Raw genomic sequence first — 16306 nt, forward strand, 5'->3', positions numbered from 1 at the left:
TCTTTCATCTTATCAGCGGGATTGGGGGTAAAATCTGGCTGAGCAAATTTTTCATCGGTATGGAGGTAGAGTTCTATGGGTGTCTTGGCATAGCCCAACAAACAATTGCTTATTTACCTGTTTCACCTCGATGCTGAAAATCCTTCTCAAGCAGCTGCGCCACGATCATTATATTCTTTGGTATAACAGCTTAATTATTATACTATTTTTAATTTTAAGTATTTATGTCAAGATTCAGGACAGGGGTTATATAGTCGTAGGACTTTTTGATGATCCTTTTCTTATCAATCGCCCCTACATCGGCACGTTATCAGCTGTCTCTGAATTAATGTGGTGCGTAGTAGTAACCATTTGTTTATGGTGCTGGTTATTGCTGAACAAAATCCAGCCTAATCAAAAAATAAATCGATTTATTTTTTCCTCTGCAATTGGCATTGGAATATTATTAATTGATGATGTTTTCAGGATTAATTTAATACTAGTAAATCAAGGGATTTCCAAAGCGCCGGTGTATTTTATGTATGGCATAGGTGCCATCCTGTATGGATTAGCTTTTTGGAGGATAATTCGAGCTACACCATATATACTGCTGATGATTGCGGCAATTTTATTTGTAATATCTGGTTTGGTGGATTCATCCCATTTCTCAGGACAAGGAACCCGAGCCATGCTAGAAGATGCCACTCGGTTATTGGGTATTATGAACATAACTCTCTATTTCAGCCAGGTATGCTGGCAGGTGATGCTGCAATCTTTATATAGAAAGATAAATCGAGCTTTATAATTCCCAAATTGGGAGTTAAAGTTCTCTGAGCAAAGAATTGTTGTGGGGTAATTTTAAATTACGTAATTTCACAGATTTACAGTCCCTGGTCAAAACGTTAAGAATAGAAGAACCAAGTGTGTCTTACTGTCATGGGAGGTGATTACCTTCTTGATACCCAGTTCCACTTCAAAAGGGAATTAACTCCAACGGATAAGTGGAAGATCTGCTACTTGGTACGAAACTAAGCTGGTTAATCTGACCATTGCTGTTACCGTCGGTGCTGCTGGAAATTCACCCTTGCCCAATTGACCAACGGCATATGCTCACAATATTACAAGACATGTTCTCTGGTCATTATATATCCCACGAGCATTGCTATGTCTGGAAGCCTGAATTACTTGGACTTCATGCTGGTTCGGATTTGCTAATTGCCCTATCCTATTACTCTATTCTGCTGTTGGTGATCTATTTTTGGTCTCAAAACCAAGATCTGTCATTACTGAAGATTTTCTTACTATTGAGTCCCTTGGTTTTGTTCTCTGGAACTAGTCACTTGCTAGAGGTCTGGACAATTTGGCATCCAGATTATTGGCTTTCTGGTTTAGTCAAAGGGACTAGTGCCATACTTTCTCTGTCTAGCGCTATCGCACTAGTAGTATTGATGCCAAAAGTCTTAGCATTCTCCAGTAGAGCTGCACTGGAAGCGACTAACACAGCTCTGGAAAAGGAAATTGCTGAACGTAAGCAAACCCTAGAAGAACTACTGAGATCCCAACAAACCTTGTCCCTCCTGGTAGAGCAAACTCCCCTTGGTTTCATTGAGTGGAGCCTGGATGGTGAAGTGATGCAGTGGAACCATGTAGCCGAAAAAATTTTTGGCTATAAGAAGATGGAAGCCTTTGGGCATCGTGCCCATGAATTGATGAAGCCGCAATCTTCCGTAGAGCAGTTCCAGCGAGTTCTGCAAGACTGTTTGAATTTTCAGTGTAGCAACTGCATTACGGAAAACTACCATCCACAAGATGGCAGTAGTATATTTTGCCAGTGGCACAATGCTCCCTTAATTGAATCTGATGGCACCATCATCGGAGTGGTGTCCGTGGTAGAGGATATCACGAAGCGCAAGCTAGAGGATGATGTCCTCAGCCAAGCCTATGAAGAGTTAGAACAACGAGTATTAGAACGGACAAAGCAACTAGCAGAAGCCAATGAAGTCTTAACAGCTGAAATCAGGGAGCGCCGCCAGGTTGAGTCCGAATTAGGCAACAACCTGGAGCTGCTCAACCGATTTTTGGAATATGTACCCGCAGCTATTGCCATGTTCGATCAGCAGATGAGGTACCAGTTTGTTAGTCGCCACTGGTACTCAGAGTACAACATATATGATGACAACATCATTGGCAAAAGCTACTACGACGTATTTCCAGAAACTCCTGAGGGTTGGAAGAAAATACACCAACGGTGCTTAGAGGGTTATTCAGCAGAGTGTGAAGAAGATTTGTTTATTCGCGCTAATGGTGAACAACAGTGGCTCAAGTGGGAAATCCGTCCTTGGGTTGACATTAGTGGGAAGATTAGCGGTATCATTATGAGTACTGAGGTGATTACAGAGCGTAAGGAAGCTCAAGAGGCCCTCAAACGACTTAATCAAGATTTATCCCGATCTAACCGTGAGTTAGAACAGTTTGCTTACGTGGCTTCCCATGATTTACAAGAACCACTGCGAGCGATTAGTAGCTACACCCAACTCTTAGCTAAAAAATACCAGAGTAACCTGGATGCTCAAGCGGATAAGTATATTCATTACATCGTAGATGGCGCTACTAACATGCAGCAGTTAATCCAGGATCTGCTGAGTTTTTCTCGGGTGGGAACCCATGGTAAAGAATTAGCAGCTACTGACTGCGAGGTAGTACTGAATCGGGTTTTAGACAATTTAAATGTGGCGATTATCGAGAGCGATGTCATAGTTACCCATGACTCCTTACCTGTAGTTATGGGGGATGATATACAACTGAGTCAACTTCTGCAAAATCTCATCGGTAATGCTATTAAGTTTCGCAGCCAAGAGCTACCCAGAGTCCATATTTCAGCGGAACTGAAGGGTAAGGAATGGATCTTTTCAGTTCGTGATAATGGTATTGGTATTGAGCCTGAGTACTTTGAGCGCATCTTTACTATTTTCCAGCGCTTGCATACCCGCCGTGAGTATCCCGGCACAGGCATTGGTCTAGCAGTTTGTAAGAAGATTGTAGAGCGTCATGGCGGAAAAATTTGGGTAGAGTCAGAGCTAGGAGTAGGCACAAAATTTTACTTCTCAATACCACAGCATCATCATGAGTTAAACATTATCTAGAAATTTCAGGAACTGGCATCATGAACATTATGACAAATACTCAACCAATTGATATTCTGCTGGTAGAAGATTCGTCGAGTGATGCCGAACTCATTTTAGAGGCATTATGTGATAGCAAGCTATCCAGTAAGTTTCACTGGGTTGATGATGGAGCTAAAGCGATCGCATTTCTCCGTAAGCAGGGAAAATATCAGGAAGCCCCACGTCCAGCTTTAATTGTTCTGGATCTTAATTTACCAAAAAAAGATGGTCGCGAGGTTCTCCAAGAAATCAAGGAAGACCCCCAGATAAGTACAATCCCAATTATTATATTAACCACATCTGACTCTCAGCAAGATATTATCAATACTTACAGACTAAAAGCTAACTGCTACATTTGTAAACCCATAGATTGGGAAAGTTTTATGTCGATGGTGAAGCGGATTGAAGAATTTTGGTTAGACCTTGTTAGACTGCCATTATATCAATAAATATGGACACCAATTCCCTGAAAATACTGCTAGTAGAAGATAACCCAGCTGATGCGGATCTTCTCCAAATCATTTTAACTGATGCTCAAGAGATTCAGTGGTCACTGGTGCAGGTAGAAAAGTTACAAGATGCTATTGATTCCCTCAGTAAACATCATTTTGATATAGTCTTGTTAGACCTATCGTTACCGGATAAACAGGGATTGATTACGGTAACAAAAACCCACGAGGTAGTACCGGATTTACCCATTGTGGTGTTAACGGGTCTTAATGATAGAGTTACTGCCCTAGAAGCATTACGAAAAGGAGCACAAGATTATTTAGTCAAGGGCAAAATTGATAGTGAATTGCTGATGCGCACAATTCGCTACGCTATTGAGCGAGCCAATACTATGAAGCAGCTTCGACAAAGTGAGGAGCAATTGCAACGACTCAATGAAGAATTAGAACATCGCGTTGCCGAACAAACCGATGAATTAAGGCAAAAAAATCAGTACCTGCAAGAGGAAATTTCAAATCGGAAGTCCTTGGAAGAAGAACTTCGTCAGGCGTTGAATAAAGAAAAAGAACTCAATGACCTCAAATCTCGGATTGTTTCAGTCGTTTCTCATGAATATCGCACCCCACTGGCCACCATCCTCTCTTCGGCAGAATTATTAGAACATTACAGTCATAAATGGTCTTCCGAAAAAAAGCGACGTTATTTTCAGCGGATTCAAACGACGGTTCAACATCTGACTAAGTTAGTGAGTGATGTACTGCTATTCAGTAAAGCTGAGGCAGGAAAATTGGAATTCAAACCATTACCTATAGATGTGGTAGCCTTATGTAAGGAAATTGTGGAAGAATTTAAACTAACAGCTAAGACTGGGTTTACTATTAACTTTAACTGTATAGATAATTCAAAGGAAACTTCCTGCTGTAGTAATCAGGGTTGGTTTTGCAAAGCTGATCTAGATGAAAAACTATTGCGGCAAATTCTGTCTAATTTGCTCTCCAATGGGATTAAGTATTCACCGGATGGGGGTGATATCCAATTTGATCTGATCATGAGTGATGATAGTACGATGTTCCGGATCCAAGATTCTGGCATTGGCATCCCCCCAGAAGACCAAGAACGGTTATTTGAGGCTTTCCAGCGCAGTAGTAATGTTGGTACTATCTCTGGTACCGGACTAGGATTAGCAATTGTCAAAAAATGTGTTAACCTCCACGGTGGTGAGATTTGTGTAGAGAGTGAAGTGGGAGTTGGTACAGCCTTTACGGTCACATTGCCATTACACTCATCCCATTATTCAGCAAAGCCTAATACCTAGGTAAGGGTGTAAGTATGCCTAATTAGTCTTGCTGGTGAGCAAATTGGTGAGCACCAAATAGAGAAAGTGCGATCGCAAACCCCAGCAGAATCGGTATCGCATACCAGGGAAACTCAGACAGGGGTAAGTAAGCAGCAGCCCGGAGTCCAGTGCTGGTATAACTTAGAGGCAATAGATAGACAATCACTTTTAAGACTGTAGGTAAGGTCCCTGGGTCAAAAAACGTCCCACCTAGGAAGGACATTGGAACAATTAAGAAGTTGTTGAAAAGACCAACCATTTCCAAGGATTTGACATTCAATCCCACTATCACCCCTAAACCGGCAAACACAGCACAATTAAGCACTAGCAACAAGAAAAATAAGGGATTGAGAAAACTCCATACTTTCCCAGTAAACAGCACTGCTACCAAAATAACTGAAGCAGATGTCATTAATCCCCGCAAAATCCCCGCCATCATTTTGCCGACATGCAAGGCTAAGGGATGGACTGGCATCAACAAGGTTTCCTCAAAGGTTTTGGTGTATAGCCGATCACCGCAAATGGAAAAGGTAGTGCCAGCAAAGCTAATGGTCATAGACGACAGCGCCACCATTCCTGGCAGAATAAATTCTAAATAGGATTCACCAACTGGGGGAGTCATTGTCCGATCTAAGGTACTCCCTAGGCCGAGACCAAATGCCAATATGTAGATCACTGGGGAGATTAGCCCACTAGCAACGACTTGGGTGGCTCGCACCCGTAACTTTAGCCAGTCCCCCCACAAAACCGTGAGGCTATCTGTGACTATAGTCGGTAACTGGGACGCTTTTAAGGTGTTGTGATGGGGCAGTGATAGATTGGATTTCACCGTATCCGTTTAAATTAAATTAAATTTTATTTACATTCCTAAATATTATCATCGACTACCACAAGAGTCTAAAAATCCTCCAACCGTTGCGTTGCTTAATAATGGAATGATTTTAAGAGTGAGGTGGAATAGGCATCAGGCGTGGAATGGGCATCAGGCGTGGAACTGGCATCTTGCCAGTTTCATGCTTATTTTCGGGCGGGCAGGATGCCCACTCTACTCCTGTTCAAAATCTTGTGAGGCGGGCAGTTGCTAGTGGTGCTTTAGGGGCGGGCTTGCCCTGATCTTCAACACCGAGCGCCAGTATTGGGACAGCCCGCCTGGGAATTGTAACAGGCAAGATGCCTGTTCCACTCCCGACTCCCGACTCCCGACTGGGAATTGTAACAGGCAAGATGCCTGTTCCACTCCCGACTCCCATTAACCTAGATTTTCAAATCAAGTACTCAAAGAGGGCAAGAAACTGACTATACCAGGAAAGGCAATAATCAACACTAGCACCAGCAGTTGCAACAGAATAAAGGGAATCGCACCTCGGTAAATTTCCATGGTTTTCACCTCTGGTGGGGCAACACCCCGTAAATAAAACAGAGCAAAGCCAAAGGGTGGTGTCAGAAATGAGGCTTGGAGATTGGCTCCGATAATTACGCCGTACCAGACCAAGTCAAGGTTAAGCTGTTGGGCGACTGGAGCAAACAGCGGTACTACAATAAAGGCAATCTCAAAAAAGTCTATAAAGAAGCCTAGTAGGAAAATAGTTAACATACTGACTACTAGGAAGCCAATGTAACCGCCGGGAAGGTTTAACAGCATCGCTTCCATTACGCGATCGCCATTCAAGCCACGAAACACTAAACTAAATGCTGTTGAACCCAGCAATATAAAAATCACCATGCTGGTAATCCGCATCGTCGCATCAGAGCTCTGTCGCAGGGATGGCAAATTCAACTGACCATTCACACCAGCTAATACTATTGCGCCCAGGCAACCCACAGCCCCTGCTTCCGTTGGAGTAGCAATGCCAAAAAAGATACTGCCCAATACTAATAGAATTAACAATAATGGTGGTACCATTGATTGGATCACCCGCTTTCCCAAGGCTTTTCCACTGATATTTCGGACTTCTAGGGGTAGGGCTGGTGCTGCATCTGGCTTGAGCCATGCTACAATGATCACATGAATGGCAAACGCCCCAGCCATCATTAAGCCAGGAATCACGGAACCGATAAACAGGTCTCCTACGGAAATTCCTAACTGATCCGCTAATACCACCAGTACGACACTCGGTGGGATAATCTGTCCTAATGTACCCGATGCCACGATTACCCCAGTGGCTAGTTCTTTGTTATAACCGTAGCGCAACATAATTGGTAGGGAAATCAGTCCCATTGCCACTACTGTTGCGGCAACGACTCCAGTAGATGCCGCCAGCAACGCACCCACAATCACCACTGCTAACGCCAATCCCCCTCGCAGCCGTCCAAACAGAATTCCCATGGTTTCCAACAGCTGCTCAGCAATGCCAGATTTTTCTAGCATGGAACCCATAAAAATAAAGTAGGGCACGGCTAGGAGAGTGTAGTTGGCCATGATACCGAAAATCCGCTGGGGCATAGCGGTCAGGAAAATCGGGTCAAAGATACCCAAACTCACTCCTATGATGGCAAACAAAATTGCCACCCCACCTAGGGAGAAGGCTACCGGGTAGCCGATGGAAAGTAATACTAAGGCACCGCCAAACATGGCTGGACCTAACCAGTCATAACCCATGGTTTTATTCCTCCTCCTGGGGTGCCAAATATCCGGCAAAAATTGCCCAGTTTTTGATGGCTTCTGAGATTCCTTGAAGAATCAGCAACCCAAAGCTGACAATAATCATGGATTTAATTGGGTAACGGGGTAACCCTCCTGGATCTGGGGACATTTCTTGAATCGTCCAGGAATTAACAATTGCTCCCCAAGAAAAATAAATTACCATGATGCAGAAGGGAATTAAGAACAATAATGTCCCAATTAAATTAGCGATCGCTTGAGCCTTTGGCTTCAAACTCTTATAAAAAACATCCACTCGCACATGGCCATTATGCTTAAGAGTGTAAGCCGCCCCCAACAGGAATACTAAGTCAAATAAGTACCATTGAGTTTCGATAAACCCATTAGAACTCAAATTTTCTCCTATAAAACGTCCCAAGTAGCGACCAACCACATTCCACACACCAATCAGGATCATCAGTGGCAAAATCCAGTAGGTTAAGCGACCGATTCTCTCATTGAAGCTATCAATTACTCTAGAGATACGTAATAGTTGTTGCAATAGCTACACTCCTCACTTACCAGCTATTGGAATGTTATTTTAACATAGCAATTACCCATGACTGCGCTGGATCAAGACATTGTGCCCAATAAGAGATAAGATTGGATAAGTTCTATCCAAGCATTGCTGAATCTTTGAATCAATATGAGTAGAGTGGGCATCTTGCCCGCTCGAAAATAAGGAGGAAACTGGCAAGATGCCAGTTCTACCAAGATGCCAGTTCCACGCAAGATGCCCATTCCACAAAACTCTTAAAATCATTCCATTATTCAGCAACGCCCAAAATAACTAAGTGTTTGATGAAAGGATAGTGATGAATTACCAGACGATAGGTTTACCTAAAGATTTTCTCAGAAGCTTGCAGGCATTACCACCACAGCAACAACGCATGGTGTTTGATTTTGTGGAGTTTCTGGCTCTTAAGTATGTTGAATCTGAGCCAAGTCAATCTCAGGCTCCTCGGATTTTAGGCTTGCTAGAAGGAGAAGGATGGATGAGTGATGATTTTAACGAGCCTCTATCTTGAGAATTAAGAATTAAGAATGAAGAATTTAGAATTTAGAATGTAGAATGTAGAATGTATAATTTAGAATTTAGAATTTAGAATTGGGAATTCTGACTTCGGCGTTGCTGAATCAAGGAATGAATATGAGTGGGGTGGGCATCCTGCCTGGGGTGAAAATATCAGAAGCAAGATGCCCGTTCCACAAAATTCATAAAATTATTCCATTATTAAGCAACGCCCGGCCTTCTGCCTTCTGCCTTCTGACTTCACCATTCTTAATTCTACATTCTCCCTTCTTAATTCTTAATTCTCCATTCTCTCCTCCTTCAAGCACAATCGCTCCAATAACTCCTTCGGAATAGTCTCAAAATCCTCCAACAAAAAATCCATAATCGCTAGATGGCGCAAGTGACCAGCAGTGGGAGGATAACAGCGACGACTAGTGGAAAACCAGCCATTAACGGTTTGAACGGAACAGGAGCAGATCAAAGCCATATCTTCGCGAGTCAGGTCCCACTTCTGGTAAAACCGTTGCGGTGTCATGCCCAATTGGCAGTAACTGTACAGTAGGATTAGGATTTGCTCTCGCTCCGTGATGGGATAGGGATAGATATTTTCCTCCCTTGGCTCCCTCTGTTGTCCAAGCTGTTCAAGACGCTCCATCCCTTCGTGATAATTGATGGGATGATGAACAAATCGTTTTTTTGCCATATTATAGAGTTACCTAAACTGTGGTTTGGGAAAGAGCCGCGCTTGTGGCAGGTCAAGCGAAAAGCGCGGCTCTTTTTTCCATGATTCTATTATAGATAGTGGCTAGGGTTGTTGTCAAGTGGAAAATAAAAAAAATCGAGAATTTTTCTCGATTTTGTAATAAATAGTTAAAATTAAATGGTTAGATTGATAAAAACTTTAGCTAATAGCAACATCAGGAGAGTTTAAGACATAGTATTTTGGTTTAAAGGTAGCAGGGAGCAGAAAAAAATATGTCTTATATTATGTCCGGTTGAATACTTTCACTGTTAGCTGATGACAGCATCAGTACCCTCGTAGTAAAACAGATGCGATCGCGTAGTGTGACCAAAGGCGATCGCTTTTAGCGGAAGCTTCGCGTGACTCGCGCAGCGTGACCAAAGGCGATCGCGTAGCGGCCACCTAGGCGATCCCCTAGTGTCTCCACTATGCCGAGGGTTACATTATGGGTTGATGTGCATAGGGTATTGCCATGGTCTCACCTTCACTATGCGGAGGGTCATGCAGAAAAAGCCCTTCTTTTGGAGAAGGGCTAATCCATTTACAATAGGCAGGTGTTAACCTGTTTAATTAAGTTTGAGCTACGATTTGCTAGCTTCAACTAACAACCGGATTTCATGGACTAACACCGTTAAGCAAAGTATCGTAATTACCGCGATGCTTCCTTCCGCTAATACTTGTTGTACTTCAGGAACAATCACCGGGTAAGACAATTGCACAGGTTGCTCAGTGTGAGCAGTGTTGATGGTTTTGGGAAACTCGTTATTGTTCATTAAATTGAACTCCGATAGGTTTACAGTAGAAACGAGACGCACCCTATCAAGCTGCCAAACTTGAATAATTTTATTTTAGATATATAGTCAGAAAGTTGTCATCCTAAAAAAAGGTCTATTAAGGTCACTTTCTAATAAACAAGTGACCTTAATAGACCTTGGTATTGATATTCCCAAAATGGTATGACTCTTCGATAAGCTATAGGTAATAGCTATAGCAATTCTACTGATACGTGAAAGAAGTGGCCTGCTTTAAGGCAGGAGCAAGAATCCAGATGGCAGAAGGGACCGGAGTTGGAGCGAGTTTTTAGAAGTCCAGTGATTTCCAAATGATTTACTGTTGTTATAGTTAATAAAAAGAGAGAGTAATTTCGTATAAGCCATTTTTATCCGATTGAAAACTCTTACTACTTAAGTTTGGCAGCTTGATAAGTATCGAAGTTCAATTACGGGAATGAAGCTCTATAAAACTACTCTCTCTATCCTTATTATAGCTAATTACAGCGGTTTGCAATTCAGTTAGGACTTCGTTTTATATTTTTAGGGAGCAGGGAAGAAGAAACAGGGAAAACAATCTTGTGTAACTAATAGTTACGCAAAGCGCCGTCAAGTAAATTTGTCTAAAACTCTTACTACTTAAGTTTGGCAGCTTGATAAGTATCAGAGTTCAATTACTGGGAATGGTATACAAGTAGTTCCAGCAGGGATTTTAATTCCTGTTACGGCGTTGCTTAATAATGGAATGATTTTAAGAGTGAGGTGGAATGGGCATCTTGCCTGTTCCTGATCTTTTCGGGCGGGCAGGATGCCCACTCTACTCCTGTTCATTCGTTGATTCAGCAACTCACCCGTTTACCGTTACTGTTACTCACCCGTCCGCCACTCACCCGTCCACCGTTACTGTTACTACAGCATTTTTCCTAGCTATAGCAGTCCTAAATGATTCGTAAAATTACTAGACGGAGCGATTTAAAACTGCTGTAATTTAGGAAGAATCAAAGAAAGCTAAAGAGCTAAAATGCTTGAATGGTAAAGGTTCCAAACAACCAAAAATTATGGAATGACCTATTAGTAACCGAACGATGATAGTTGACAAACCATCAAGAAAATAAGACAGCTGACGACATACGGTAGGCATCATCGATGAGTTAGTACACCTAACAGTGAGGTCATCAATGTCTTTAGTAATGGTCAAGACTTGGTAGTAGTAATCTAGGACTTTTCCGTAGTAATATGGGGCTTGGTAATACTTTTCCAGTTGGCAGTAAACCTGACCAAGATTATTAAGGGTAATGTCTTTCCACACAAGTATTGGCTTTGGGATTAATCTAGAGTATATAGTAGAGTTTCTAGGACTTATCAAGTATGGGATATAGCACAAATTTTCTGCAACTTGGATTTGCTCCAAAGCTTGCTGATAATAGTCAATGGCTTGGTCATACTTTCCCAGTTGGCAGTAAACCTCACCAAGATTATTAAGGGTAATGTCTTTCCACACAAGTATTGGCTTTGGGATTAATCTAGAGTATATAGTAGAGTTTCTAGGACTTATCAAGTATGGGATATAGCACAAATTTTCTGCAACTTGGATTTGCTCCAAAGCTTGCTGATAATAGTCAATGGCTTGGTCATACTTTCCCAGTTGGCAGTAAACCTCACCAAGATTATTAAGGGTAATAACTTCCCAAACTTGATTATTAACTTCGCGGTAAATAGCCAAAGCTTGCTGATAATACTCTATGGCTTGGTTATCTGAGGGGGTGACATGAGCCCTGAAAAGCTTACTAGATAAGGTTCTGATGCCAATTATCTTAGGAAAGATAAACTCCCAAATTGACCCTTCTTTGATTTTCTGGACGCTTAAACCCTTATAACTACGTCCAAGGTCGGCCCAAAACAGCATGTATCTTTTTGTAACAAATGGGCTGAATATCTTACCCAGTAAGGATTTTAGCTTGCATGTCACCCCCCCAGCTTGGTTATACTCTGTCAGTCCTTTCGTAAAATACCCATACCAAAACCATGAAGATTGGTAATAATCTCCCAGTTCTTTGTAAACCCGACCAAGATTCTTAAGGGTAATGGCTTCCTTCTGCCGATTATTAACTTCGCGGTGAATAGCCAATGCTTGCTGATAATACTTTATGGCTTGGTTATACTCGCTTAGTTGGTAGTAAGCATTATCAAAAGGTTCAATCTCAAAAGGTTGAATCCCCAAATAATAACCAATAATATAGATTTTTAAATCTACTCTCTTTATCATGATAAATCTTTTATTTTAAATCTCAATGAATAGCCTTGCTTTGTGATCCATATCACAATCTTACACTTTAACTCCTTAACATCAATACCAGATTAGTTCACTTAGGGTTGACTTATGGTTCACTTTGTTAAAGTTAACTGACCCCATAGTGAAAACACCTAAGTACAGGACAAAAGTTTTAGAGAGTGCGAAAAGTCAGCTTGATTGTGGATAGAAGGATTTAAAACCAAATGCCGCAAGTAGTCAAATCCGTTCGCGAAATAAGCTCGCTTGCCGACGACCGTGTTTTTTAATAGTAATGGGTTGATACTGGTGTAACCACAAACCCGTTCGCATTGACCAACGAGCGTGCCAGTGTCAGCAGCGGCTTTCAGTTTGCGTAAACGCTCAGCTTCAGTAAAGTGAGTGGACTCAATGGCATTTGCCTCGGGTTTGAAAAATGCCTGCATAGCGTTTCAATGCCCCAACGTAAGCTATAGTCAGTGACCAAATGCGCTTGTTGCCGGGGGTGCAATCACGACTCTTTATTGGCCATCATCAAGCCGCTTGGCTTCAACTGAAACTGGGTAGCCCCAAACACGACAAACCCCCAAGAGTAGTTGGGATTCACCTGGCATGCTTATGGGCAAAAACCACTTTGGCTGCCAGGGACCTTCCTGAGCGTTCAATCTTATCAGTGGCTCGGAAAAGGATACGAAACGATAGAGTGGCCCCGCGCAACAGATAACGAATCCATGCCTGACCAATAAACATGCAGGTCTGCACACAAACACGCTTATCTGGGCTTTGGGAAAGAGCTGGTAAAACGCCTCGATAAAACGCATTCGCTCATCACTATTGGAGTTTCCCTTCTTGTCGAGCAGCCACCACAATACTGGATTTGCCACTCCCTCATGCACAATGCCGTTTGTCAGAATGTTGTAGCAATGAGACCCGAATTCCCACGTGGTTCGGTCGAGGCTCAGCACCCACCCATCAGGAATCCCCATCCAGCTCACAACCATTTTGGCAATCTGGGCGTAATCCACCTCAAAGCCTCGAAAAAATCGCGCTCTGACGCAAGTAAGCTCGATTCCGGCAGTGCCCTGCCTCCAAACCCTAACGACAGCTCACAGAGATTAACCGTTTTTACCTTCAGGACAGCCAACAAGAACAGGGCGCTTAAGCGAGAGTCTGGCTCCAAGGAGCGTCTAAATGCTCTTGGAGTAATTGCTTCAATTCGCGCTTATTGATTCATAGGGTTAAGGGCAGATTGTGGTATTTCTGATGAAACCCTATCCTGCTCTTCATTTCAAGGTTTTTGTCCTGTACTTAGTGAAAACACATTTAAGATTTTAAATGTTAGTATCGGTTCTAAAGCTTGGCAGCTTATTTGTATCTGTAGCGTTTTTTGTCTGGTGAGGTACATTTTTAAGCTGAAAAGCTTTATAATTCAGGCTTGCCTGTACCTCATTAGAGTAGAAGCCGCTATATTGTTCTTTACGTGGGAATGAATTATAATGAGCAATAAGAAGCGTAACACCAATTCTGTAGGGTTATCTGATGTAGGTATTGACGAAGTTAGAAAAGCGCTTGCTGAAAAAGGCTGGACACAACAGGCATGGGCTGATCACTCTTGTACATCTGTATCAACGGTTAAACGATTTCTTAAAGGCTCAAAGCTTTATCCATCTTGTTTCTATTCTTTGATGAAAAAATTGGATTTAGAAGTGGAAGACGGCTATATTCGCCATAAAACGAATACTGATACTTCTCCTTCGATTTTATCTACCAAAGATACATCTTATCACCAAGTACCAGGGGTTCTTATGACAGGCAAATTTACCGAAAATAAACTACCTCGAATTGAACGAACACTTAAACACTTACGAATTCTTTTAATTGATAGCGAAATTACGCTCAACAACGAAAAAGGAATGATTACTGTTCATGGTGAGTTTCCTGAAGAGAATAAAGAACTCATTGAAGAGACCATCGATCATCTAGAAAAACTACTAGAATCCAGCCATGTAACGTGGTAGAGTATTATAGCTTTACAGAAACACTTGCGATCGCTCTTAGCGGAAGCTTTGCTTCATCGCCTTTGGCGCAGCGAAGCTGATCGCGTTCCCTAGGTGCGATCGCACCCCCGCGTCCACTCCACCCTTGGTCTCAGCTAGCCCGACGGTTGCGAGACCAGTGGACACTCATTGGATTCCTAAAATTACCCAACGGCTGATTGGCACCCTCATGTTCCATTGTAGGAAAACAGATGCGATCGCGTAGCGTGACCAAAGGTCAATCGGGTAGTGTCTCCTCCTAAAACCCCAATTTCTGAACCGCCCTACGCTTCACCTCCTCCCCTCGCCTATCATACTTAGCCGTAGTCACAGGGGAGGCATGGCCAGCCAACTTTTGTACCGTCACAATATCAACCCCAGCATCCAGTAAATCAGAGCAAAAAGTCCTGCGAAAATCATGGGGAGAAAAGGATTCCACCCCAGCTTCTTTAGCCCGCTTCTGCAAAATCAACAACACCCCCTGGGGGGTCATCTTTCTGTTCTGTATCTGTCCCCCTTTGCGGATTGGACACAACAGCGCTCCTGGTTGGTGACCTCTGACATTCAACCAATCATTTACAAACGCGATGCTCTTCAGAGCCGCTCCGCGAACGCACTTTCGGGTAAATAAACCCTCCTATCCTTACCCCCTTTAGCCTAAAAGAATGTATCTTTTTGTAACTTATAGGCTGAAATTATTACCCAGAAAAGATTTCACCTTGCATGTCACCCCCCCAGGTTGTATTAGTATGATTAACTACAGAGAAATAGGAAACAAACAATGAGCAACATCTACGTATTTCATCAGGGGCGAGGAGATAGTGGCTGGCTCTGGTATAACGTTTTTGATGGCAATGAGTGGCTTGGAGATGAAAAAGTTCATAAAACTGGGATGACAGGAGATCCATCAGCAGTAGTATACAATGACCTTCTCTATGTGTTCCACCAAGGACGGGGAGATAGTGGCTGGCTCTGGTATAACGTTTTTGATGGCAATGAGTGGGCTGGAGATCAAGAAATTGGTAATACTGGTATAAGTGCTGGCCCATCAGCAGTAGTATACAATGACCTTCTCTATGTGTTCCACCAAGGACGAGGGGATAGTGGTTGGCTGTGGTATAACGTTTTTGATGGCAATGAGTGGGCTGGGGATCAAAAAGTTCCTAAGACCGGAATTACTTCTAGTCCATCAGCAGTAGTATACAATGACCTTCTCTATGTGTTCCACCAAGGACGGGGGGATAGTGGTTGGCTGTGGTATAACGTTTTTGATGGCAATGAGTGGGCTGGAGATAAAGAGGTACGGGGCACAGGTTTAACCGATGATCCAGATGCATTAGTCTACAACGGTCAAATATACGTGTTTCACGAGGGCAGAGGTGATAACGGTTGGCTCTGGTGCAATGTCTTCGATGGCGATGAGTGGGCTGGAGATCACAAGATACATAAAACTGGGATAACTGCTGGACCATCAGCAGTCGTATATAATGACGAAATTTACCTGTTACATCAAGGGCGAGAGGACAGTGGATGGATGTGGTGTAATGTATTTAATGGTTCTGAATGGGTTGGAGACAAAGAAGTCCCCAAGACTGGTATTTCTGAAGGACCAAGTGCAGTGCTTTACTAAGTAATTTGGCGTTGCTGAATCAAGATAAGAATTTAGAATTGGGAATTGAGAATTAAGAATTGAGAATTAGGAATTAAGAATTAAGAATTAAGAATTAAGAATTAAAAATTAAGAATTAAGAATTATGCCTTCACCATTCTGCCTTCTGCCTTCACCATTCTGGCTTCTGTCTTAACCATTCACCATTCAGCCTTAACCATTCTACATTCTTAATTCTCCATTCTACATTCTTAATTCTCCATTCTCCCTTCTTAATTCTCCCTTCTCCCTTCTA

At 42.6% G+C, this 16306-nt stretch carries 18 protein-coding genes and 1 pseudogene; 9 read left to right on the top strand and 10 right to left on the bottom strand.

Annotated features, from left to right (window positions below; genetic code table 11):
• Positions 1-130: 130 nt before the first annotated feature.
• From F6J94_RS16180 to F6J94_RS16195, 4 genes are all read left to right on the top strand, one after another.
• Complete coding sequence (locus F6J94_RS16180; RefSeq protein ID WP_293019836.1) at positions 131-784, top strand: hypothetical protein; 654 nt, start codon at positions 131-133, stop codon at positions 782-784.
• Positions 785-1085: 301 nt separating this feature from the next.
• Positions 1086-3122: a PAS domain S-box protein gene (locus F6J94_RS16185; protein ID WP_293042009.1), complete on the top strand. Its 2037-nt coding sequence runs from the start codon at positions 1086-1088 to the stop codon at positions 3120-3122.
• 20 nt (positions 3123-3142) lie between these two features.
• Complete coding sequence (locus tag F6J94_RS16190) at positions 3143-3592, top strand: response regulator (RefSeq protein WP_293019839.1); 450 nt, start codon at positions 3143-3145, stop codon at positions 3590-3592.
• 2 nt (positions 3593-3594) lie between these two features.
• Entirely contained in the window at positions 3595-4908 is a 1314-nt protein-coding gene (locus F6J94_RS16195) for an ATP-binding protein (protein WP_293042012.1), read from the top strand.
• Between the two features lie 22 nt (positions 4909-4930).
• On the opposite strand, the gene F6J94_RS16200 is transcribed toward F6J94_RS16195, so the two are convergent.
• On the bottom strand, positions 4931-5758 hold the full coding sequence (locus tag F6J94_RS16200; protein ID WP_293042015.1) for an ABC transporter permease: 828 nt from the start codon (positions 5756-5758) through the stop codon (positions 4931-4933).
• Between the two features lie 341 nt (positions 5759-6099).
• Between F6J94_RS16200 and F6J94_RS16205 the strand changes: the two genes are divergently transcribed.
• Positions 6100-6225, top strand: a complete 126-nt coding sequence (locus F6J94_RS16205; RefSeq protein ID WP_293030274.1) for a hypothetical protein — start codon at positions 6100-6102, stop codon at positions 6223-6225.
• Here the strand turns inward: F6J94_RS16205 and F6J94_RS16210 are convergent.
• From F6J94_RS16210 to F6J94_RS16220, 3 genes are all read right to left on the bottom strand, one after another.
• Positions 6197-7528, bottom strand: a complete 1332-nt coding sequence (locus F6J94_RS16210) for a TRAP transporter large permease subunit (protein ID WP_293042018.1) — start codon at positions 7526-7528, stop codon at positions 6197-6199. The genes F6J94_RS16205 and F6J94_RS16210 overlap by 29 nt on opposite strands.
• Before the next feature lie 4 nt (positions 7529-7532).
• On the bottom strand, positions 7533-8072 hold the full coding sequence (locus F6J94_RS16215; RefSeq protein WP_071103954.1) for a TRAP transporter small permease subunit: 540 nt from the start codon (positions 8070-8072) through the stop codon (positions 7533-7535).
• Between the two features lie 71 nt (positions 8073-8143).
• Positions 8144-8311: a hypothetical protein gene (locus F6J94_RS16220; RefSeq protein ID WP_293042025.1), complete on the bottom strand. Its 168-nt coding sequence runs from the start codon at positions 8309-8311 to the stop codon at positions 8144-8146.
• 74 nt (positions 8312-8385) lie between these two features.
• Between F6J94_RS16220 and F6J94_RS16225 the strand changes: the two genes are divergently transcribed.
• Entirely contained in the window at positions 8386-8598 is a 213-nt protein-coding gene (locus F6J94_RS16225; RefSeq protein WP_293042028.1) for a DUF2281 domain-containing protein, read from the top strand.
• A 282-nt stretch (positions 8599-8880) separates the two neighbouring features.
• Here the strand turns inward: F6J94_RS16225 and F6J94_RS16230 are convergent, their stop codons facing one another.
• Positions 8881-9288: a hypothetical protein gene (locus F6J94_RS16230; RefSeq protein WP_293042031.1), complete on the bottom strand. Its 408-nt coding sequence runs from the start codon at positions 9286-9288 to the stop codon at positions 8881-8883.
• A gap of 620 nt (positions 9289-9908) precedes the next feature.
• Positions 9909-10100, bottom strand: a complete 192-nt coding sequence (locus F6J94_RS16235; protein WP_293042034.1) for a hypothetical protein — start codon at positions 10098-10100, stop codon at positions 9909-9911.
• A 759-nt stretch (positions 10101-10859) separates the two neighbouring features.
• Between F6J94_RS16235 and F6J94_RS16240 the strand changes: the two genes are divergently transcribed.
• Entirely contained in the window at positions 10860-11024 is a 165-nt protein-coding gene (locus F6J94_RS16240) for a hypothetical protein (RefSeq protein WP_293042037.1), read from the top strand.
• Positions 11025-11085: 61 nt separating this feature from the next.
• Here F6J94_RS16240 and F6J94_RS16245 read toward each other — a convergent pair whose 3' ends face one another.
• Both F6J94_RS16245 and F6J94_RS16250 read right to left on the bottom strand, forming a co-directional pair.
• Entirely contained in the window at positions 11086-12363 is a 1278-nt protein-coding gene (locus tag F6J94_RS16245) for a tetratricopeptide repeat protein (RefSeq protein WP_293042040.1), read from the bottom strand.
• Positions 12364-12521: 158 nt separating this feature from the next.
• Positions 12522-13573: pseudogene (locus F6J94_RS16250) on the bottom strand (IS4 family transposase).
• A gap of 289 nt (positions 13574-13862) precedes the next feature.
• Here F6J94_RS16250 and F6J94_RS16255 point away from each other — a divergent pair.
• Positions 13863-14384 (top strand): hypothetical protein, encoded by a 522-nt coding sequence (locus F6J94_RS16255; RefSeq protein WP_293042043.1) that lies wholly within the window; start codon positions 13863-13865, stop codon positions 14382-14384.
• A gap of 36 nt (positions 14385-14420) precedes the next feature.
• On the opposite strand, the gene F6J94_RS16260 is transcribed toward F6J94_RS16255, so the two are convergent.
• Both F6J94_RS16260 and F6J94_RS16265 read right to left on the bottom strand, forming a co-directional pair.
• On the bottom strand, positions 14421-14549 hold the full coding sequence (locus F6J94_RS16260) for a hypothetical protein (RefSeq protein ID WP_293042046.1): 129 nt from the start codon (positions 14547-14549) through the stop codon (positions 14421-14423).
• 112 nt (positions 14550-14661) lie between these two features.
• Positions 14662-14970: a tyrosine-type recombinase/integrase gene (locus F6J94_RS16265; RefSeq protein WP_367142224.1), complete on the bottom strand. Its 309-nt coding sequence runs from the start codon at positions 14968-14970 to the stop codon at positions 14662-14664.
• Between the two features lie 213 nt (positions 14971-15183).
• Here F6J94_RS16265 and F6J94_RS16270 point away from each other — a divergent pair, with 213 nt between their 5' ends.
• On the top strand, positions 15184-16032 hold the full coding sequence (locus tag F6J94_RS16270; RefSeq protein ID WP_293042049.1) for a hypothetical protein: 849 nt from the start codon (positions 15184-15186) through the stop codon (positions 16030-16032).
• The last annotated feature ends 274 nt before the right edge of the window (positions 16033-16306 follow it).

It is taken from the genome of Moorena sp. SIO1F2, assembly GCF_010672755.1.
Taxonomy (GTDB): domain Bacteria; phylum Cyanobacteriota; class Cyanobacteriia; order Cyanobacteriales; family Coleofasciculaceae; genus Moorena.

Coding starts and splice junctions, on each gene's coding strand:
- F6J94_RS16220 (WP_293042025.1), bottom strand. CDS start 8,311: ATGGGCATCTTGCGTGGAACTGGCATCTTGGTAGAACTGGCATCTTGC.
- F6J94_RS16255 (WP_293042043.1), top strand. CDS start 13,863: ATGAGCAATAAGAAGCGTAACACCAATTCTGTAGGGTTATCTGATGTA.
- F6J94_RS16235 (WP_293042034.1), bottom strand. CDS start 10,100: ATGAACAATAACGAGTTTCCCAAAACCATCAACACTGCTCACACTGAG.
- F6J94_RS16180 (WP_293019836.1), top strand. CDS start 131: ATGCTGAAAATCCTTCTCAAGCAGCTGCGCCACGATCATTATATTCTT.
- F6J94_RS16205 (WP_293030274.1), top strand. CDS start 6,100: ATGCCTGTTCCACTCCCGACTCCCGACTCCCGACTGGGAATTGTAACA.
- F6J94_RS16195 (WP_293042012.1), top strand. CDS start 3,595: ATGGACACCAATTCCCTGAAAATACTGCTAGTAGAAGATAACCCAGCT.
- F6J94_RS16245 (WP_293042040.1), bottom strand. CDS start 12,363: ATGATAAAGAGAGTAGATTTAAAAATCTATATTATTGGTTATTATTTG.
- F6J94_RS16225 (WP_293042028.1), top strand. CDS start 8,386: ATGAATTACCAGACGATAGGTTTACCTAAAGATTTTCTCAGAAGCTTG.
- F6J94_RS16270 (WP_293042049.1), top strand. CDS start 15,184: ATGAGCAACATCTACGTATTTCATCAGGGGCGAGGAGATAGTGGCTGG.
- F6J94_RS16185 (WP_293042009.1), top strand. CDS start 1,086: ATGCTCACAATATTACAAGACATGTTCTCTGGTCATTATATATCCCAC.
- F6J94_RS16190 (WP_293019839.1), top strand. CDS start 3,143: ATGAACATTATGACAAATACTCAACCAATTGATATTCTGCTGGTAGAA.
- F6J94_RS16230 (WP_293042031.1), bottom strand. CDS start 9,288: ATGGCAAAAAAACGATTTGTTCATCATCCCATCAATTATCACGAAGGG.
- F6J94_RS16210 (WP_293042018.1), bottom strand. CDS start 7,528: ATGGGTTATGACTGGTTAGGTCCAGCCATGTTTGGCGGTGCCTTAGTA.